The 21,035-nt window shown below is 41.4% G+C and carries 21 protein-coding genes; 20 read left to right on the forward strand and 1 reads right to left on the reverse strand.

Annotation, left to right across the window (positions count from 1 at the left end; translation table 11 throughout):
• The 12 genes from WMO37_RS13535 to WMO37_RS13590 all read left to right on the forward strand — a co-directional run.
• Positions 1-1,804 (forward strand): ABC transporter permease (locus WMO37_RS13535; RefSeq protein WP_349155261.1); only part of this gene is annotated, 1,804 nt, incomplete at its 5' end.
• Positions 1,805-1,818: 14 nt separating this feature from the next.
• A complete protein-coding gene (locus WMO37_RS13540) occupies positions 1,819-2,580 on the forward strand; it encodes an ABC transporter ATP-binding protein (RefSeq protein WP_349155262.1) in 762 nt (253 codons plus the stop codon).
• Positions 2,581-2,798: 218 nt separating this feature from the next.
• On the forward strand, positions 2,799-2,996 hold the full coding sequence (locus WMO37_RS13545) for a cysteine-rich KTR domain-containing protein (protein WP_349155263.1): 198 nt from the start codon (positions 2,799-2,801) through the stop codon (positions 2,994-2,996).
• 92 nt (positions 2,997-3,088) lie between these two features.
• Complete coding sequence (locus tag WMO37_RS13550) at positions 3,089-3,307, forward strand: hypothetical protein (protein WP_349155264.1); 219 nt, start codon at positions 3,089-3,091, stop codon at positions 3,305-3,307.
• Between the two features lie 460 nt (positions 3,308-3,767).
• Positions 3,768-4,466 (forward strand): metallophosphoesterase, encoded by a 699-nt coding sequence (locus WMO37_RS13555; protein ID WP_349155265.1) that lies wholly within the window; start codon positions 3,768-3,770, stop codon positions 4,464-4,466.
• A 218-nt stretch (positions 4,467-4,684) separates the two neighbouring features.
• A complete protein-coding gene (locus tag WMO37_RS13560; RefSeq protein WP_349155266.1) occupies positions 4,685-5,722 on the forward strand; it encodes a virulence RhuM family protein in 1,038 nt (345 codons plus the stop codon).
• A gap of 61 nt (positions 5,723-5,783) precedes the next feature.
• Complete coding sequence (locus WMO37_RS13565; protein ID WP_349155267.1) at positions 5,784-7,451, forward strand: endonuclease NucS domain-containing protein; 1,668 nt, start codon at positions 5,784-5,786, stop codon at positions 7,449-7,451.
• A 64-nt stretch (positions 7,452-7,515) separates the two neighbouring features.
• Positions 7,516-7,821 carry a hypothetical protein gene (locus tag WMO37_RS13570; protein ID WP_227089738.1) on the forward strand — a complete coding sequence of 102 codons (306 nt, stop codon included), beginning with the start codon at positions 7,516-7,518 and terminating at the stop codon, positions 7,819-7,821.
• A gap of 24 nt (positions 7,822-7,845) precedes the next feature.
• Positions 7,846-9,897: an MATE family efflux transporter gene (locus WMO37_RS13575; RefSeq protein ID WP_349155268.1), complete on the forward strand. Its 2,052-nt coding sequence runs from the start codon at positions 7,846-7,848 to the stop codon at positions 9,895-9,897.
• 112 nt (positions 9,898-10,009) lie between these two features.
• Positions 10,010-11,422 (forward strand): uracil-xanthine permease family protein, encoded by a 1,413-nt coding sequence (locus tag WMO37_RS13580; protein WP_349155269.1) that lies wholly within the window; start codon positions 10,010-10,012, stop codon positions 11,420-11,422.
• Between the two features lie 54 nt (positions 11,423-11,476).
• Positions 11,477-12,106, forward strand: a complete 630-nt coding sequence (gene upp, locus WMO37_RS13585; protein WP_227089798.1) for a uracil phosphoribosyltransferase — start codon at positions 11,477-11,479, stop codon at positions 12,104-12,106.
• A 110-nt stretch (positions 12,107-12,216) separates the two neighbouring features.
• The gene (locus WMO37_RS13590; RefSeq protein WP_349155270.1) at positions 12,217-12,735 is read left to right on the forward strand and encodes an HD domain-containing protein; all 519 of its coding nucleotides are present in this window, start codon (positions 12,217-12,219) and stop codon (positions 12,733-12,735) included.
• On the opposite strand, the gene WMO37_RS13595 is transcribed toward WMO37_RS13590, so the two are convergent.
• Complete coding sequence (locus tag WMO37_RS13595) at positions 12,721-13,407, reverse strand: DUF6198 family protein (protein WP_349155271.1); 687 nt, start codon at positions 13,405-13,407, stop codon at positions 12,721-12,723. The two genes, WMO37_RS13590 and WMO37_RS13595, sit on opposite strands and share 15 nt — an antisense overlap.
• Positions 13,408-13,655: 248 nt before the next feature.
• Here WMO37_RS13595 and WMO37_RS13600 point away from each other — a divergent pair, with 248 nt between their 5' ends.
• The 8 genes from WMO37_RS13600 (at position 13,656) to WMO37_RS13635 (ending at position 20,982) form a co-directional block, all read left to right on the forward strand.
• On the forward strand, positions 13,656-14,543 hold the full coding sequence (locus tag WMO37_RS13600; protein ID WP_349155272.1) for a LysR family transcriptional regulator: 888 nt from the start codon (positions 13,656-13,658) through the stop codon (positions 14,541-14,543).
• Between the two features lie 81 nt (positions 14,544-14,624).
• Positions 14,625-15,023, forward strand: a complete 399-nt coding sequence (locus tag WMO37_RS13605) for a hypothetical protein (RefSeq protein ID WP_227089742.1) — start codon at positions 14,625-14,627, stop codon at positions 15,021-15,023.
• Between the two features lie 69 nt (positions 15,024-15,092).
• Positions 15,093-16,370: a BaiN/RdsA family NAD(P)/FAD-dependent oxidoreductase gene (locus WMO37_RS13610; RefSeq protein WP_349155273.1), complete on the forward strand. Its 1,278-nt coding sequence runs from the start codon at positions 15,093-15,095 to the stop codon at positions 16,368-16,370.
• A complete protein-coding gene (locus WMO37_RS13615; RefSeq protein ID WP_349155274.1) occupies positions 16,357-17,976 on the forward strand; it encodes an NAD(P)/FAD-dependent oxidoreductase in 1,620 nt (539 codons plus the stop codon). Before WMO37_RS13610 ends, WMO37_RS13615 begins: the two co-directional genes overlap by 14 nt.
• An 85-nt stretch (positions 17,977-18,061) precedes the next feature.
• The gene (proB, locus tag WMO37_RS13620) at positions 18,062-18,910 is read left to right on the forward strand and encodes a glutamate 5-kinase (RefSeq protein WP_022432883.1); all 849 of its coding nucleotides are present in this window, start codon (positions 18,062-18,064) and stop codon (positions 18,908-18,910) included.
• Between the two features lie 19 nt (positions 18,911-18,929).
• Positions 18,930-20,138, forward strand: a complete 1,209-nt coding sequence (locus WMO37_RS13625; protein ID WP_349155275.1) for a hypothetical protein — start codon at positions 18,930-18,932, stop codon at positions 20,136-20,138.
• Between the two features lie 17 nt (positions 20,139-20,155).
• Positions 20,156-20,422 carry a DUF896 domain-containing protein gene (locus WMO37_RS13630; RefSeq protein WP_022432885.1) on the forward strand — a complete coding sequence of 89 codons (267 nt, stop codon included), beginning with the start codon at positions 20,156-20,158 and terminating at the stop codon, positions 20,420-20,422.
• A 17-nt stretch (positions 20,423-20,439) separates the two neighbouring features.
• Positions 20,440-20,982: a 5-formyltetrahydrofolate cyclo-ligase gene (locus WMO37_RS13635; RefSeq protein ID WP_349155276.1), complete on the forward strand. Its 543-nt coding sequence runs from the start codon at positions 20,440-20,442 to the stop codon at positions 20,980-20,982.
• Positions 20,983-21,035 lie beyond the last annotated feature (53 nt).

The following is a 21,035-nucleotide window of genomic DNA, read 5'->3' on the forward strand; positions in this document are numbered from 1 at the left end:
TATCTCTATTGTACCATGCTTATGTGTATTTGGAATTTCTCATTTTGGCTTGTACTATTTATATTCTAGCACCAATTCTTCCGATATGGAAAAGGTGTTGACGCAGATAAAGCCGCTTGTAGATAACAGTGTTCTCACAATGGACAGAGCCTTTATGGAATTCTGCTATATTTTTGATATGATCGTAGTAGGGCTTCTGCTTGTGGTAAGTATTATTCTTATTGCAATAGCATTTGTAGTTTTAAGGTTTACCATTTCCTTTACTCTTTCTGAGGAATTCCGTGAAATCGGCGTAATGAAGGCGATTGGTATTGGCAATTTCAAAATCCGGGGCTTATACCTTGTAAAGTATATGGGTCTTTCCGTAATCGGTGCGATTATCGGTTTTGCCCTTAGCTTCCCCTTTGGTGAAATGCTTATGAGCGTTTCCTCACAGTCAATTATTGTGGGAAATCAGAGTCCGATTTTGATAAACGTTTTCTGTACGGTTCTTGTTATTGCAGTAATCTTACTGTTCTGTTATGGATGTACAGGTAAAGTTAAGAAAATGACTCCTATTGATGCTATCCGAAACGGACAGACAGGGGAACGCTTCCGAAAAAAGAGTCTTATGAGTTTAGGAAAATCGAAGCTTCCTGTAACGCCTTTCCTTGCACTTAATGATATTGTAAGCAGTCCTAAGCGTTATGGTATTATAAGCCTTACATTTTTCCTTTGTCTGTCCCTGTTGCTTATACTTTCGGCAACTGTTTCTACTATGAGCAGCGACAGTCTTGCTACAACATTTGGATGGGCAGATTGTGATATATATATAGACAGTAAAATCGGTGCGGAATGTATGTTAGAAGACGGACATGAAAAGCTTGAAAAGCACCTTAACAATATGGAGCATACTCTTGCCCAAAACGATATTCCTGCAAAATGCTATCAGGAGACAATGTTCAATTTGCCGGTAGCTTTCGGAGAAAACGAAAGCAATATCTGTATATATCAAGGCACAGGTACGACAATGGATATGTACGAATACACAGCAGGAACAGTACCACAGAATACGGATGAAATTGCAATAACACGAATTGCAGCGGATAAACTGAACGCAAACATCGGTGATACCGTTACGATTAAAACCATTGACGGAGATAAGGAATATATGATTACGGCATTCTTCCAAAGTATGAATATGCAGGGAAGTGGTATCAGACTCCACAGTGATGAGTACATAAATTATGCCCAGGCAACGGGGTATATCAATACGCAGATCATGTTTACAGATAACCCTGACAGCGAAGAGATTAACTGGAGAATGGAAGAAATTCAGAGAATTTTTCCGGAGTATGAAAACATAGAAACTTGTGCTGAAACCGTAAAGGATATGGTAGGTGTTGCGGATACTCTTGCTTCAGTAAAGTCCCTTATCGTTATCCTTACAATCATCTTAGCTGCACTCATAACCGTGCTTATGGAGCGTTCTTTTATTGCAAAGGAGCAGGGAGAAATTGCACTTATGAAAGCCGTCGGCACAAGAAACGGAAAAATCTATGCATACCATGCTTTGAGATTCTTATTTGTAGGAATAATTGCAATTTTTATCGGAGAGATGTTCGCAATGCCCCTTACGCACCTTTGCATTGACCCAATATTTAAAATGATGGGTATGGAGCTTGCGGTTGACTATGTGATTAATCCTGTTGAAATGTATCTTATATTCCCTATTGTAATTCTTGCTACAACAACCGTAAGTGCATTTCTGACTTCGATTTACACAAGAAAAATTAAGTCCTCTGACACTGCTAACATTGAATAAGAAAGGAAATGATTATGAATATTTTAGAAGTAAAAGACCTCTGTAAAACTTATATTGTAAATAAACGCCAGAATAATGTTCTGAAAAATGTAAACTTTACCGTTTCGGAAGGTGAAATGGTAGCAATTATGGGGCCATCAGGCTCGGGTAAATCCACTCTTTTGTATGCTGTTTCAGGTATGGACTCCATTACTGCAGGGGAAGTGGAATTTTGTGGAAAGAGTATTGTAAAAATGGGTGAAAAGGAGCTTGCAGACTTACGTCTTGATGAAATGGGTTTTATTTTTCAGCAGATGTATATGCTCAAAAATCTGACCGTTCTCGACAATATTATTCTTCCAGCGGTACAATCTAAAAAGAATACCGAAACACGTAAAGAAACGGTTTTACGTGGACAGGACTTAATGCGCAAACTGGGTATTATAGACATTGCCGATAACGACATCAATGAAGTCTCGGGAGGGCAGCTTCAGAGAGCTTGCATCTGTAGAAGTATGATTAATAGACCTGCGATTATATTGGCGGATGAACCGACGGGAGCTTTGAACAGAACTGCATCAAATGAGGTAATGGAGGAACTGGTAAAGTTAAACGAAGAAGGAACAACAATTATGATGGTAACCCATGATGCAAAGGGAGCTGCAAAGTGTTCGAGAGTGTTATACATTGTAGATGGTAACATTAAGGGAGAGTATATAAGTCCGAGAGACTTAGAGATAAAAGAGAAGGATAGGGAGAGAATGTTAAATAACTGGCTATTGGAACTGGGCTGGTAAGAATATAATGACATGTCATTTTCATTTAATCGTCAAATAATCATCAGTTGTTCACGGGTAAGCTGTGAACACTGTCTAAGAACTTTAGTGATTAATTCGGTTAAATTGGATTTAAATGCTTTGAAATCTTCAGAACCTATAAGGTAGCGTAAGTCTATTTTCCACAATTCCTTGAAAAATAAGGAAAAATACTTGACTATATAGGGAGGAATATAGATATGTTATCGGAAGAATGGATATTATGCCCCATATGTGGCAACAAAACTCGTGTCCGAATCAGAAAAGACACAGAATTGAAAAACTTTCCGCTCTACTGTCCAAAATGCAGTCGAGAAAGTTTAATTGAAGTAAAAAATTTAAAAATAACCGTAATCAAAGAGCCAGACGCATTAGACGCAGAGCCGATGAATCAGTAATCAGTGAGCTCAGCAAGAAGCTGGACAAATGTGAGGAAGAGAAAGCAATATTTGCTGACTGTGCATTATCACAGAAAAACATTGCAGGTAAGATGAAGACTATCAGAGCAAAGCTGAAGGATGCAGATGTTCTTGACCAATTTGACAGAGTGGTATTTGAAAGCCTGGTCGAGAAGGTTATAGTTGGAGAGCAGGAAGAGGATGGCACAGTTGATCCATATAAGCTGACCTTTGTGTTAAAAGGTATGGATGAAAGAAGCATACCGGATGCGAGAGACAGATATATGAATCTTCATAATAAGGCAGTGTAAATAAAGTAGAGTAAAACAACAAGGAGGAGCTTTAAAATGAGCGATAATCACGACTTGTTGAATGATAATGATATGTGTTCTTTTTCAGGACACGAGGCAGAGGATATGTGTTTCAACTGCGGTGACCACGCATATCGAAAATGTAGTTTTGATGACATTAAAATAAAATTAGAAATGAATACGATATTCCTATCGAGGAGAACTTCAGAAAGGATGTGAGTGTTATGTGTAACTTGAGTCAGGGAATTGAAGAAAAGGGGATTGCTATGGCTACAGATAAGGATATCGAAGAAGTGAAAGCGATTATTGCAGGGAAAGAACCTGCGCTTGTATAAAATTATATGAGAACAGAAGCCTTTGAGTTTAATGACTTGAAAGCTTTTGTTCTGTAAATATTTTAAAAATAATGGAAATAGTAAATTATTAAATAGAAATAGCAAAAAAGGACACCCCCCAAAAAATGAAATTTATCCTATCCGGCGACACACACGGAACATTTGACCTTGATAAAATTATAACATTTTTTCAAAAACAGAATACAACTTACACAAAAGAAGATTATCTCATAATCTGCGGAGATACCGGCATTTGCGGGTACTCTGAAACAGAAGAAACCAAAGTCAGGCACATTTTAAGAAATCTTCCGGTTACAACGCTTTTTATAGACGGAAACCATGAAGATTTTAAAAAATTAAATGCCTTTCCGGTTGAAAAATGGCATGGCGGCAATGTCCATTTTATTGAAAAAGATATTATTCATCTGATGCGCGGACAGATTTTTAATTTAGGCGGCATTACATTTTTTACTTTTGGCGGGGCATACAGCCCTGACAGAGCATATCGGGAGGAGGGCATTTCATGGTTTCCGGAAGAACTTCCATCCCAGCAGGAATATTTAGAAGGCTGGGAAAATTTAAAAAAATCGGGTTTTAAGGTCGACTATATTCTTACCCATACCGCACCCAAAAACATTATTTACAAAATGGGCTATAAAGCTTTATCCGATCGCAACGAAGAAGCCCCTTTAAGAGAATTTTTACAACAGGTAGCCGACCATACTGATTTTAAGGCATGGTACTTTGGACATTTTCATAAAGATTGTAAAATAGCAGATTCTTTTTTCTGTTTATATGATATACTTTCATTAATACAGAGGTAATTACGAATTCAAGAAGATAAGTTGGCGTGCGCACAGAATGCCCTTCCAGAGAAATGCGAACAGTTATCTTATCCTGATTTTTTGAATCAGCGTAGAATTTTGATTGTCCAAATCGTAATGAAAGCATATGAAAAATTGTGTAAATAGAGAAATTCAATTTTTTATTGAGAGAATGTTTGAAATGTTGTATTAGTTTGAGCTGAAGGAGGAAATTCAATTTGAAAAAGAAAAAAGATGAAGTAACAATCCGTTCCAGCGCAGCAGAATATCTGACCTATGTTGCTTCTATTGGTGACCAGCAGGACAGCATTGAGATGCGCTACGAGAATGAAAATATATGGCTGACACAGAAGATGATGGCCACATTGTACGATGTAGGAACAAATACAATTAATTATCATATTAAAAAGATATTCGAGGATAGTGAGCTACAGGAAGATTCAGTTATTCGAAAATTTCGAATAACTGCTCCTGACGGGAAAAGCTACAATACAAATCACTATTCCTTGGAGATGATTATTGCCGTAGGTTTCAAGGTCAATTCTGAGCGTGCGGTACAGTTCCGTAAATGGGTGAATCAAATTGCGAAGGATTATACTATCAAGGGCTGGGTTATAGATGACGAACGTCTGAAAAACGGCGGTTCTGTACTTACAACTGAATACTTTGACCGTTTACTTGAACAGATTCGTGAAATCCGCCTGTCAGAGCGCAGATTTTATCAGAAAATAACTGACATTTATGCTACGGCACTTGACTATGACCGCACAGCCAGAACAACCAAACAGTTCTTTGCTAAGGTACAGAATAAAATGCATTATGCGGTACACGGACATACGGCAGCAGAACTGATTTATGAACGCGCTGATGCGGAAAAACCTCATATGGGACTTACCACATGGGCAACAGCACCGGAGGGTAAAATTGTAAAAAGTGATGTAAGCATTGCAAAGAATTATCTTACTGATAAAGAAATGCGTTCATTAGAGCGTATTGTATCTGCTTACCTAGATTTGGCAGAAGACCGTGCAGAACGCCACATTCCGATGACAATGGAGGACTGGTCAAAGCGTCTGGATTTATTCCTGATGGCAGATGACAGAGAAGTTCTTCAAGATGCAGGGAAAATCACAGCGGAGATTGCCAAGGCAAAAGCTGAAACGGAATTTGAAAAATACCGTGTGATTCAGGACAGATTATTTATGTCCGATTTTGATAAGTACATACTGGAATTAGAAGAAAACGCAAAGAAATGATGTCTGTTTCTGTGCGTATGCGTGTAATTAGTCAATACATTTTTAAAATAAGAGGACAAATATGACCAGAAAATATACAGAATCCGAAATCAGAGATATCATTGCTGACAATTTACAATGTATTGAACCCGGCATGGTATTAATAGATACAGAACATTATCTGCCGAATTATAAAGGAACAAAAGGCTTTGCTGATATTCTGGCAAAAGACTGCAAAGATCATCTGACGGTTATAGAAGTAAAGAAAAGTAATTCTACTGCGCGGGAAGCAATCCATGAAGTTTTTAAATATCTAGAAGGTGTAAAAATAAACAAAGGACTGCGGGACGATGAAATCCGTTTACTGATTTTGTCTACCGAGTGGGATGAGCTGCTCATTCCTTTTTCTTCTCTTTGTCAGAACAGTACCGTTAATATCGAGGGGTATCGTATTCAGGTATCTGAAAATCGTACACTGTCATCTGTAAAAAGAGTACAGCCTATTATGCACAATCATGAACGTCTGTTTTGTGAACATCATATGCTGCGTGCATATACTACAGAACAGAAATTACAACAGGCAATCCAGGAACATATTACATCTTTTGAAACAAAAGGAATTTATGATTACGTTCTTGTTATATTAAAAGCACCAAAAAATCATAGAGAAAAAGAGCTTGCTGCCATGGAAATGCCCTACGTCGGCTACTCTCAGGAAGATAGAGCCTATATGTCAACCCACAACCATGAACACTATCCCGACTATAAATTTATTATTTATTCTGCAAGCCAGTTACAATCTGAAGATATTTACTGGGATATATTAAAAAAAGATGCTGACATCTATTCAAACGTATCAGAATTTTTTACAGAAGATTCTGACGAAGAAGATTATCTGTCAGACCTTCATGATTATGCAATAAATTCTGTTGCCCCTGTTCCGTCCTGTGATACTGAAGATATCGGTTATGCCGCAAAATTACAGAATTATATTTATAACCAGAACTGGACGGTTGAAAAAATTATCAGAGGAAAAATCTTTAACAATGAATTTTTATCGGACGAAACCATTTTGGACGAATTGTGTGGTGCACGAGGCGGTACGCGCCAAAAATATTTATTGGAATTTGATTCGGAAAATATTACTGCACTGAAAAAAATGAAAAGAGAAGTCAGTTATTGTTTACAGGATAACAAGCAATGGAAAGTACCTGTTACAACCATTCTTGATACGCTGATAGACGAATGTGATAAAAAATCATTTAAAGGGAAGATATATATTTATAATCCTATGCATACCTTATACACGCTTTATCTGATAGCTGCACATAATAATATTATGAATTGGGCACCTTGTTTTTTCATTGTCGTGGAATATCCGGATCAGACGGACGTATATTTTGGCGAAATGAAACATACCGGAAATATTCAGGATTTTGATATTGTTATAGAAAAATATTTTGGAAAAACATTATGGGATTTAGCGTTTTCATTGACATGGGGTGGTTACCTGCCAAATGATGTACAAATTGCAAAGGATTTAGGACTGGGTTACGGTGTATATAAAACAAGCAATATCTATGGCAAATCAACGCATTATGAATATTTAGATTATGAATTTACAGAATGTGATGAAATTTCCTCAATGAAAGCTCTTACAGAATATTTTACCCAAAACATCAGTGTAATAAACCGAATCGTTGACCTGTTTGAAAAGGACATGCCTGCCAAAGGATATACTTTCATCTGATGTTTCATTGAAAATCATTATATGCTATACTTTCCTTAATCACAACATTTTTAAGGAGGTCACTATGAACATCGAACAGGCAGTAGAGCTTATTTACACAGGTCTGGTAAGTGAAGAATCGGTTCCGGTTAAATTACGGGCATACCATGAACTCGACCGGGAACTGCTTGCACAGGTGCAGGAAGCACTGGATTTTGCAATAGAGTATTACAAGGGAGAGCCGTTGATTCCTAAAAAACTGGCGGCGGCACTGGTTGATATTTACGGTGCTTTTTACTTTAACAGCGGTTTTAGTGAAAATGAACTGCGCGAGCTTGAAGATATCGGAATGGATTTACAGGAAAAATCCATAGAACTTTTTGAAGACTAAACAAACCCGAGGTAAAACAAAATCATGGGACAGACAGATTTATTTGGAACAGAAAAAATCAGCAAAATACTTTTAAAACTGGCGCCACCGGTCATGCTCGCCCAGCTGATACAGGCGCTCTACAACATCATTGACAGCCTGTTTGTCGGCAGATACTCCGATTCGGGGCTGACGGCACTGTCAATTATCTACCCGCTCCAGCTTTTAATGATTGCCCTTGCCGTGGGAACAGGGGTGGGCATTAACACGGTTATGGCGGCAAAGCTAGGTGTCGGCAATGAAAAAGAAGCCGATGAGTATGCCGGTGTCGGCACGCCGTTAGCAGGCTTTATGTGGCTTTTATTTGCGGTCATCTGCTGGTTTGCCATGCCGTTTTACGCAAAAATGTCAACCAATTCCGAAGTCATCATTCACGATGTCATCGTATACGGACGTATTGTGTGTGTATTCAGTTTCGGACTGTTTCTGGAAAGTATCTGGACAAAGGTTCTGCAATCCTGCGGCGATATGAAAACGCCGATGACAGCGCAGATTATCGGCGCGATTACGAATATCGTGTTAGACCCTCTGCTGATTTTCGGTATGTTCGGATTTCCGAAAATGGGCATTGCGGGCGCGGCGGTGGCGACAGTATCCGGACAGATTATGGCGGCACTGATTGTCATGAAAAAAGGCTTTCGCAAATCCCCGCACAGACAGGTTTACCCACACCACATTGCCAAAATCTTCCAGCTGGGTATTCCGAATATTCTTATGCAGTCGGCGTATACCTTTTACATACTGGGATTGAATCTGATTCTTGCAACCTTTTCAGACCAGGCAGTAACCGCACTGGGACTTTACTATAAGTGGCAGACCTTTTTCTTTATCCCGCTCGGCGCAATGCAGACCTGCATTGTTCCTGTTATCAGCTACAATTATGCGGCAAGAAATATTGAGCGCTGTAAAAAGACCCTGTCGGCTTCCATTGTGTTCGGAATGTCCCTTATGGCACTGGGAACACTATGCTTTGTCTGTATTCCTTCACAAATGCTGCGGGTATTTACTTCCGATGAACTGGTTATTGCTATCGGACGGGTCGGCTTCCGCTTTGTCGGCATCAGCTTTCTGCCAATGGTCACTTCGCTGATATTCCCGGTATTTTTTCAGGCGGTGGGTTCAAGCCTTAAAAGTTCACTGCTTACGGTTATCCGCACCGTGGTATTATTTGTTCCGCTGGCATATTTATTTTCCAGATTCGGATTAAACTGGTTCTGGCTGACTTATCCGGTGACGGAAGTTATCACCAGCCTTACCGGGGCTTATTTTTACCGTCAATTCTTAAACAAGGATTATGTACGGAAAACTGAAGCTTCTGGCGGTAAAAACATCACAGATGTCACCGCCGCCACACATATCTCAGCCGCCACAGCTGGCGCAGACAGTACAGGCAGTCATGACAATATCGATAATCTTGACAATCCTGATATTGCCTTAAAGCCTTCCAAACCCGGCGTCATTATCACGATTGCAAGAGAGCATGGCTCATCGGGCAAGCAGATTGGAAAATGTGTCGCCAATGCCTTAGGCATTCCTTTCTATTATAAAGAAATGATTACGCTGGCGGCAAAAGAGAGTGGACTAAATCGCGAATTCATTTCCGATATTCACAAAAATTCGCCGGATATCATGCGTGATTTATATCTGAGTTCCAATGCAGTGCAATACGCGATTAAAGCACAGGATGCCATTATCCGTGAAATTGCGGAAAACGGCTCCTGTGTCATTGTCGGCAGGGCAGCAGATTATATTTTAAAAGATTACGACAATGTTGTCCGCATATTTATCCATGCGCCGCAGGATTACAGAATTCAAAGAGTTATGGATGTATACGGCGACACGCCAAAAGAAGCAAGGGTGAATATTGAGCGTTCCGATAAGGCAAGGGCTTCATATTATGAGCATATTTCCGGCACACACTGGGGGGATGCAAGAAATTATGAATTAACGGTCGATTCCTCTGACGGTGTTGAAAAAACGGCACAATTCATTGTCCGGTATATCACAGGACACACACAGACAGATTCCGCCGTATAAAGTGTAAAATCAGCCACACGGATTAAACATTACCGGTTGCCAATTTCCTGTTAAAATGATATCATACTTTGTGGATTATTTATCAATACTATTTTAACAGCAGGAGAATTCTATGAACAACTCAAATGAACCCATTTATGACGCACGTAAGCTCGGCATTCCGAAAATGCTGATTCTCGGAATCCAGCATATGTTTGCGATGTTCGGCGCTACAATTCTGGTACCGATTCTTGTGGCAGGCTATTTTAAAGATGCCTGCGGTGAACCTTTGACAAGAGGTCTTACCGTTTCTGTTACTTTATTTTGTGCAGGCTTTGGCACACTGATTTTCCATCATTGTTCCAAATTGAAAGTGCCTGCGTTTTTAGGCTCGTCCTTTGCATTTTTAGGCGGATTTTATACCGTTGCCAACTTAAAAAACGGTATTTATGCGACCATGAATGTCAATGATAAAGCGGCTTATGCCTGCGGCGGTATTGTTGTTGCCGGACTTTTATATCTAGCAGTGGCACTGATATTCAAACTGGTCGGTGTCAACCGTGTCATGAAATTTTTACCGCCGGTTGTAACCGGTCCGATTATCATCTGCATCGGTTTATCCCTTGCACCGTCAGCTATTTCAAATGCTTCAACCAACTGGTGGATTGCATTTACGGCATTAGCGGTGATTATCATTTTCAATATCTGGGGAAAAGGCATGTTTAAGATTATCCCGATTCTCATGGGTGTTTTGATTTCCTATGGGCTTGCGGTGATTTTAAATGCCTGCGGTATCACAAATCCTGATGGCACAGCGATTTTAGATTTTGCATCTGTATCGGGCGCCGGCTGGATTGGACTGCCTCAGTTCCAGATTTGCAAATTTGACATCACAGCCATTCTTGTTATGGCACCGATTGCCATTGCAACGATGATGGAACATGTAGGAGATATGTCCGCCATTTCCGCTACAGTCGGAGAAAATTTTATTGAAGAACCAGGTCTGCACCGTACCTTAATGGGTGACGGACTTGCAACCGCATTTGCCGGATTCCTCGGCGGACCTGCCAACACGACATACGGTGAAAATACCGGCGTTCTTGAACTTTCCAAAGTTTATGACCCGCGTGTTATCCGTATTGCGGCATGTTTTTCAATTGTATTGTCCTTTATTCCGAAGTTTTCGGCAATTATTTCAACAATGCCTGCGGCAATTATCGGCGGTGTGTCATTCATGCTCTACGGTATGATTTCCGCTATCGGTGTGAGAAATGTCGTTGAAAATAAGGTAGACCTAACAAAGTCCAGAAACTTAATTATTGCCGGTGTCATCTTTGTCTGCGGACTTGGATTTTCAGACGGCTTGACCTTTACTGTCTTTGGCACTTCAATTACACTGACAGCCCTTGCCGTAGCTGCGATTGCAGGTATTTTCCTCAATGCCGTTTTACCGGGAAATGATTACCAGTTCGGTAAAAATCCGGAGGGTGACAGAAGCCGAGGGGTCTATGTTGCAAACAGCGACAGCGAAGATGAAGCAGAGTAATAAAAAAGATAAAAATGCCGCATTGACGGCGGAATGGAGATTTTTATGAATAAAATGGAAAATGTAACTATTTTTGAACACCCTTTAATCCAGCACAAGATTTCAATCTTACGTGACAAGAGAACCGGTACAAACGAATTTCGTCAGTTAGTTGATGAAATTGCCATGCTGGAAGGCTTTGTAGCGCTTTCAGATTTGCCGGTAGAAGACGTAGAAGTCGAAACGCCGATTGAAACCTGCATGACACCGATGATTGCCGGAAGAAAACTTGCCGTTGTGCCGATTCTTCGTGCCGGACTTGGTATGGTTTCCGGTATTTTAGCGTTAGTTCCGTCCGCAAAGGTCGGACACATCGGTATGTACCGTGACGAAGAAACTCACGAACCGCAGGAATATTACTGCAAACTGCCGGACCCGATTGCCGAAAGAACGATTGTTGTGTGTGATCCGATGTTAGCAACAGGCGGTTCTGCGATTGATGCGATTAACCAGATTAAAAAACACGGCGGCAAAAACATTAAGTTCATGTGCATTATTGCAGCTCCTGAAGGACTCGAAAGACTGCACAGGGAACATCCGGATATCCAGATTTATGTCGGTGCATTAGACAGACAGTTAAACGAAAATGCATACATCTGTCCGGGACTTGGCGATGCAGGCGACAGAATCTTCGGAACAAAATAAGAAATTCTTAAGAAATAAATTGGCTTCAGGTATTGTAATTAAATACATTTTTGCGTATAATCTGCATAGGTAGCAAAGTAATGGTTCACAAAAATGAAATGGAGAAGTACATGAACCCTGAAAATAGACCCATTAGAAGTATTTTTACAGTAATGTCAACTGCCATCCGTACACTGGAAAAGGAAGGACGGCTGACAATGGAGAAAAGCTATATACAGCACGGCTCGACATCTGTTTATGAACATAGTGTAAAAGTAGCTTATACAAGTTTGTATTTTGCAAGACGTTTCCGTCTGAATATTGATGAAAAGTCACTGATCCGCGGTGCATTGCTTCATGATTACTTTCTTTATGACTGGCATGAAAAGGATAAAAGTCATCGACTTCATGGCTTTTATCACCCATCAACAGCTTTAAGAAATGCCAAAGAAGATTTTGATTTGAATCCAATTGAAGAAAATATGATAGCCAGACACATGTTTCCGCTGACCCCGATACCGCCGCGGTATAAGGAAGCATGGATTCTGTGTCTGGCTGATAAATACTGTGCAACCATTGAAACACTTTTCCCTCTGCTGATGTGGAAGGTGCTTCGTGCACGTATGATTAAGGCGTTATTCCTTAGTTAAAACTGTTACAAATGTATAACGTTTATCCATCCAGCTGCCAATGAGACCGATACATTTTCCCATTGTAAATGCTGCGAGGATTGTTCCGATGCCTAATCCGTCAAGATGTCCTAAAAGAAATCCGGTCATGCAGGCAGTTACTGTCAGACAGATCACATCGAATGCAATTTTGATTTTAGGATATCCGACACGGATAATATCGGAAAGTTCCCTTGGAAATAAATCTGTCGGAATAATTGGCAATCCGCATCGGTTGGATAATGCAATTCCAATACAAATCAGAATATAACTTAACACAAAGTATACTATCCGGCACGGTATCGTCTGTGGCAGAATCCCTATCCATAATTCATGGATATCCAAAAATTCCCCGAAAGCAAATCCGACAACGAAACTGAATAAATACTGCGGTACGAATTTTTTACGCAGAATCATTAATGTCAGAACCAGTAACCCCTGAAAAAGATACGTCCATGTTCCGAGGGAAATTTTAGTAAAGACTTCTGAAAATGCAAACGGCACGCTTGAGATTGCTGAAATCCCCGCACCGGAATACAGCATTAATACCACACCAAAACTGTTAATCAGAACCGCCGCTATCAAAGCCAGCTCCCCGCGCAGTGTCCGCCTGTCCGTTTCCTGAATCATTGTGTCAGCATTATTATTATTCATACTTTTCACCATTCCTGTTCTAAGGCATTTTGCCCTACATATTTGTTTACAGCTTTTCAGTATACAAACGCTTTTTATAAATAACAAATAAATAAATTTCATCAAACTATAGACTGTATCTATTGAATATTATATATTTATCATGATTGGGGACTTTTGTCCCTGGTATCATATATAAATGTAACTGCACATCAGATATTTAGATTTACTACCTGCCGGAGATTACCGGACACACTGGAGGAATTTATTTGAATTTATTTTATTTAAGATACTTTGTGACCCTTGCACACGTCAAACACTATACCAAAGCAGCAGAACAGCTCTGCATTACACAGCCAAGCCTCAGCCACGCCATTGCACAGATGGAAAAAGAACTGGGTGTGCCGTTATTTGAGAAAAATGGCAGAAATACCATGCTCACGCCGTTTGGCAGGGAATTTCTATCGTGCGCGGAGCATACGCTTTCCACGCTTGATGACGGCATTGCTTCCTTACAGCGCAGTGCGCGCGGTTCAGGACTGATTCGTCTGGGCTTTGTCCGTCCGCTGGGGATTGAATTTGTCCCGCACCTTGCGGCAGATTTCTTACGGGCATATCCTGAAAATGATATCCGTTTTACCTTTCATACCGGCATTACCCAGCACCTGTTAGATGATTTGGCACAGCGGAAGGTAGATTTGCTGTTTTGTTCCAAGCCGCAGGACGACTTAAAATTTACCGCCGTTCCGGTTCAGAAACAGGAGCTGGTTGTCATCGTGCCGCAGAATCACCCGCTTGCCGCACGTTCCGCTAAGGACGGTATATGTCTTTCCGACACCGCTTCGTACCCGCACATTTATTTTACAAAGACTTCGGGTATCCGCAGTGTCATTGACGATATGTTCCACAGGGAAAATGTGATTCCCAATATCGTTTACGAAACAGAAGAAGATGAAGTCATTGCCGGACTGGTGGCACAAGACTTCGGTATTGCCGTTGTTCCGTATATGGATTTGCTGTCAAAACTGCCGGTTCGGATTCTGCCGATTCTTTCACCGGATTACGAACGCAATTTTTATCTGGTGCATGACGGTTCCGTGTATATGCCTCCTGCCGTGGAAAATTTCCGCAATTTTATATTAAATCGCACTTTTTAAAACATTTTGCAAAAAAGTATAAATCTGACATTTCTGTAAAAAATAAGAATATCAAACTTCAAACAGAAAGGGTTCAGATTTATGAAACGATTGGAATGGATAAGCGCCGCTGCCGGAATATTACTGTTATTTATCTCCGGCTTTGGCTGTATCTTTTTCTTTGCTTCAAAGGAAAATACAAAAAATATTACCAAAGAGGAAACCTTTGTCTACCGGGCAGAAACTGACAGCACCAGTCTGGCAGACACCTCTGCCGGCATTTATGCCAACGGAAAAGTACAGACCAAAAAAGAAACCTTTTACCTGATTTACAGTGAAGACCGCCTGTGCATTTACCGGGGAGATGACAAGATTTTCTATGATTATGCCGATGTGGCGGTAAACCTCATGCCGGTTGAAATACGGGAGCAGTTAAAATACGGTCTGTACATCACCGGAGAGCAGGAGCTTTACGAATTTTTACAGACCTACAGCAGTTAAATATTGCGCCTGTACCTGCGGTCTGTTAAAATATAAAACTGAAAACACAATAAAGAAACGAGGACTTTTATGACAAAATTAAACCGGCACACCTGTGACTGCATTGTTATCGGCGGCGGCGCCGCGGGCATGATGTCCGCTGTCTGCGCTTCACAGGGCGGTGCATCTGTCATTTTAATAGAACATACGGCACGGCTGGGTTCAAAAATACTCCAGACCGGCAACGGAAAATGTAACTTTACCAACCTGCATATGCAGGCAGACTGTTATCAGAACGGCAATCCTGACTTTGTCATGCAGGTTTTAAATACCTTTCCGGTACAGGATACCCTTGAATTTTTTGAAAATGCAGGCATTTACCACAAGGACAGAAACGGATATGTCTATCCCCATTCGGAAACGGCGGCTTCTTTGCAGTCCGCACTGCGGTATGAAGTCGAACAGAGCGGTGTGACCGTGTTTACCGAACAGTCTGTTGTGTCCGTTGAAAAAAAAGACGGTTCATTTTATGTGACGACCAATACCGATAGCTTCTGCGGCCACGCCTGTATTCTTGCCACCGGCTCAAAAGCCGCACCAAAGACAGGCTCGGACGGCTCCGGCTATACACTTGCCAGAAAATTCGGACACCACATTATAAAACCGCTTCCGGCACTCGTACAGCTTACTTCCGACAATCCGCTGTGCAAAGCGATGTCCGGCGTGCGCAGTACAGGAACGGTTACTGTTTTTGCAGACGGACATCCTGTTGCTTCGGATACCGGAGAAATCCAGTATACGGACTACGGCATTTCGGGGATTCCCGTATTTCAGGTCAGCCGCTATGCCGTCAAAGCCGCAGACAGTAAAAGAATCGTGACGGCAGTTGTGGATATGCTTCCGGACTTTGAAGCGGAAACCCTTATTACACAGTCGATAAAACGCATGTATCAGCATAATACGCAGGATATTGTCACGTTCTTTTCGGGACTGCTTAACAAAAAGCTTGTACAGGCAGTGGCAAAAAGCTGCGGTTATCCAGCCGGTACGACTATGGACGCACTTGGGAAAAAAGGTATTGCAAAAATGATAACAGCTTTTAAAGATTTTTCCTTTGGCATTACCGGAAGCCGCTCCTTTGATGCCGCACAAATCTGTCAGGGTGGTGTATCTCTTGAAGAAGTGGATTCCCAGTTCATGCAGTCTCTTTTATGTCCCGGACTTTTCTTTGCGGGAGAACTTTTAGACGTAGACGGAAAATGCGGCGGCTACAACCTGCAATGGGCATGGAGCAGTGGACATCTGGCGGGAACTTCTGCCGCACAGTATTGTATTTCACAGAAAGGAACTCACTATGATTCAAATTAGTCAGATTCGTTTAAAACCGGACAGCCCGGAAACGGCATTACATCAGGCAGTTTACAAGGCACTGCGCCTTTCATCGAAGGATACCTGCCGCATTGAGATTGCAAAGCAGTCCATTGATTCCAGACATAAACCGGATATCTTATACATATACAGCGTGCATGTTTCCGACATTCTGCTTAACGGCAAAAAGCCGGTGGACGAAGCTGCATGGATTAAAAAGTTAAAGAACCGTGACATTACACCGGTTACCCAAAAAGGATACACATTCCCTGCCGTATCAAGGCAGATTTTAAAAGAAGAAGACCGTCCGATCATTATCGGTTTCGGCCCTGCGGGTATGTTTTCCGCATTAAAGCTTGCCGAAGCAGGACTGCGCCCGATTGTGTTTGAGCGCGGTGACAGTATTGAACAGCGTAAAAAAGAAGTCGAGGCGTTCTGGCAGGGCGGCGCACTCAATACCGAATCGAACGTCCAGTTCGGAGAGGGCGGCGCCGGTACATTTTCGGACGGTAAATTAAATACGGCGATTAAAGACCCAACCGGAAGAATCCACGAAGTTTTACGCATATTTGCAGAATTTGGTGCGGATTCGCGGATTTTATATGTGAATAAGCCGCATATCGGAACTGATGTTCTTGCCAAGGTTGTGCAGAATATCCGTAAAAAAATCACTGCCTGCGGCGGCGAGGTGCATTTCCAGACAAAACTCACGGCAATTCATGAAAAAGACGGTGCAGTAAACGGCATTACCGTCTTTGACCGTGCAGAAAACAGATCCTTCACCCACGCCTGTAATACCGTCTGTCTTGCAATCGGTCACAGTGCCAGAGATACCTTTGAAATGCTTCTGGCACAGGGAATCTCCATGCAGCCGAAGGCTTTCGCGGTCGGTGTGCGCATGGAACACCCGCAGTCCTTTATCAATCAGAATGCGTATGGCGACTGCCACTATAAACTGCCTGCTGCCGATTATAAAGTAACGTTTCAGACATCCACCGGCAAAGGCGTGTATTCTTTCTGTATGTGTCCGGGCGGTTACGTGGTCAACGCTTCCTCCGAAAAAGAACGCATTGCCGTAAATGGCATGAGTTATTCGGGCAGAAACGGTGACAATGCCAACAGTGCCATTATCGTCACCATAACGCCGGAGGATTTCGGCAGTAACATTTTAGACGGCATGCACTTCCAGCGCAGACTTGAAAACCTCGCATGGCGGGAGGGAAACGGCCAAATTCCCGTACAGTTATACGGTGATTTCAAGAACAACCGCATATCGACCGGTTTCGGTGCCGTAACGCCGTCCATAAAAGGCGCTTACACCTTTGGCAACTTAAACCGCGTTTTACCGGAGTTTCTCACAGCACCGTTAAAAGAGGGCATCACCGGATTTTCAACGCGCATTAAGGGATTTGACATGGAAGAAGCCGTGCTTTCGGGTGTTGAAAGCCGGACCTCCAGCCCGGTTCGTATTCTGCGCGGCGACTCCTTACAGTCTGTGACACTTCACGGTCTGTACCCGTGCGGAGAGGGTGCAGGATATGCAGGCGGTATTACCTCTGCCGCCGTTGATGGTTTAAAAATTGCCGAGCAGATTGCCACAAACTAGAAAAAACGTGACATTTTGCCTTAAATGGTGTAAAATAACAAAAGTATGCAAAATATATAGTAGATGAAATTTGGAGAACATAAAAATGAGCAGCATAAGAGAGCGAATGAAAGAGAAGAAACGGATTGTTGTAAAAATCGGTTCTTCTTCCCTCATGCATGATAATACGGGTAAATTAAATTTATTAAAAATCGAAAAACTGGTTCGTATTCTGGTCGATATTAAAAATTCCGGAAAAGACGTTATATTGGTATCTTCCGGTGCAATCGCCGTCGGAAGAAATGCCATCGGTCTGCATGACCGTCCCGATGATTTATCCGTAAAGCAGGCGTGTGCCGCCATCGGACAGGCTAAGCTGATGATGGTTTATCAGAAGATTTTTTCCGAATACAATTCCCTTGCGGCACAGGTTCTGCTGACAAAGACAATTGTGTTAAATCCGGTCAGCCGCCAGAATGCCGAAAATACATTCCGCGAATTGTCAAAGCTTGGGGCAATTCCGGTTGTCAATGAAAATGATACCATTTCGACTTCGGAAATTGAGCAGGTACAGACCTTTGGCGATAATGACCGCCTTTCAGCTGTCGTTGCTTCTATTACCGATGCGGATTTACTGATTCTGTTATCGGATATTGACGGCATGTATACAGATGATCCGCGAACGAATCCGGATGCACGCTTTATTCATTATGTTGAAACCATCGATGACTCACTGATTCAGATGGGCAAGGCAACTTCCGGCAGCAGTGTCGGAACCGGCGGTATGGCATCAAAAATTGCCGCTGCCATGATTGCTGCCAATTCAGGAGCCGATATGGTCATTACCAATGCCAATAACGTAGAAAATATTGTTGGAATTTTAAATGGAGAGGATATTGGCACACTCTTTTTAAATCACCGCAATAAGGATTTTGATTTAAAAGAGCTGATTTAAAACGCTGTGGGAGGAATGAATGGACATCAAACTTGTCAAAAATTTTGAAGAGGGTAATTACATCCCGGTTAATGACCAGCTTCTGCTTCAGGTCGTAGATGCCAATTACCGTCTTGGACGTTTTCCCGGCAAAAAAATTTTTATGCTGAATCCGCTGACAAACGAACGGCTTGAAATCTTACCGGAAATTCATAAATACAATTTGGCAAACATCAGTTATGCAGCAGTTTCCCATAACCATATACTGTTTACATCCGCAAGCAGTATTAATGAAACACAGGTAGAGATTTCTTACTACCGTTACGATGTCAGTACCGGTGCGTATCATATTATCCATACCACCGTGGCAGACCTGACGAAACTCGGCAATGTGCTTTTATTAAAAGCTTTTGTACTGGATGAAAACTACTGTATTTTTGATGAAATTACATATTCCAGAGAAAATTTAAGCAGTACCGGACTGTTTAGCAACGGCATGGGTACACATAAAATGCTTTTAAAAGAAATACAGGAAAATAAAGAGCGTTTACTAAAAGATTCTGTGATTGCCACATCCGGCATTGAAAAACTGATTCCTCTTTCAGGTAATTTATGTATTATCAAACTGGGGAGTCCGATGTTAGAAGAACTGGTTTTTTCTGATACTGCCATACAGCCTTTTAAGCAGAAAGAAATCATCGGCATTGTCAATATCAAGCAGTTTATTTCCGAACTGCTGTTAAATCAGAACAATGCATTTCTGGAAATTTTAGATGAAGGCTCTGAGGAAATTACATTTCCATACATCCGCCAGTATGACAATGATATTGTCTATTCTAAAGTCGATGTTTCAAAAAAAATAGAAGAAGTTATTATATACGATTATGAAACAAAAGTGAAGAAAGTACGCTTAAACAGCAATATTACCAGGATTTCCGATTTGAATCATACGTATATTTTAAATGATACCCCGTATATTATTAAAAATACGGACAAAAATACGCGTTTAATTAATCTGAATACACAGAAAACCGACATTAAATTAAGCGGTGATGTACGTATTAAATTTATCCGCAGGGATTTAATTGTTACGCAGCACCATGTTAAAAAAATGTTTTTTATGCGTAAGGAAAACTATTACATTGAGGTTTTCCGATACCCGGATATGCACCATTCCATTTTTAAGACGCGTGCAAAATATAAAGACTGTATCGCATTTTTTGACGATTTACTGATTTTTACCAATTAGAACAGGAGAACATTTGTATGGTAACACAGGACACTATTAACCGGATTAATGAATTATACCGCAAGTCCAAGGCAGAAGGCTTAACAAGCGCCGAAGCCGAGGAACAGAAGCAGCTTCGTGCAGAGTACGTTGCAGCATTCCGCAACAATTTAAGAGGGACGCTCGATTCCATTAAAATCCAGAACCCGGACGGTTCTATGATTGATGTCAAGAAGCGGCATGAAGAAAAAATGAAGCGGCTGGAACAGGAAGCATTGGAAAATGCCAGAAAATACGGCAATTAAGACAAAACGAGGCAGTTATGACTAAAGAACAGGCAAGAGTATTTGTAAAAGCAGAAAAAAATAAAATGACACCGGCACAGATTCATGAAAACAGCCGTCAAATCATAGATCGGCTTATTTCACAGGATTTTTTTTACAGCGCAGATACCGTACTTACTTATGTCAGTTACAATCAGGAAGTGGAAACCCATTCCTTTATTGACAATTGTCTTTTCCTGGGCAAAACCGTGCTTGTGCCAAAGGTCTACGGCAGGGATATGAAGTTCCACCGGATTACGGCGCTGTCAGAATTAAAGCCCGGCAAATACGGTATTTTAGAACCCGATAATACTGATATCTGTGAACCGGAGCAGGGGCTGATGATTATGCCCGGACTTGCTTTTGATAAAGAACACCACCGTGCCGGATATGGCGGCGGATTTTACGACCGCTATTTAGAACAGCACCCGGCGTTTTACAAAGCCGCTGTAGCTTTTTCTTTTCAGATTGTAGACCATATCGAAACCGAAAGCTACGACTTAAAACCGGATTGTATTATTACTGAACAGGCGGTTCTGTAACAACAGACGAAAATGCCTGCAAAATAAAGAATCGTAAAAATATAAAAATTTTA

The organism is Lachnospira intestinalis, assembly GCF_040095895.1.
GTDB classification, from domain to species: Bacteria; Bacillota; Clostridia; order Lachnospirales; family Lachnospiraceae; genus Lachnospira; species Lachnospira intestinalis.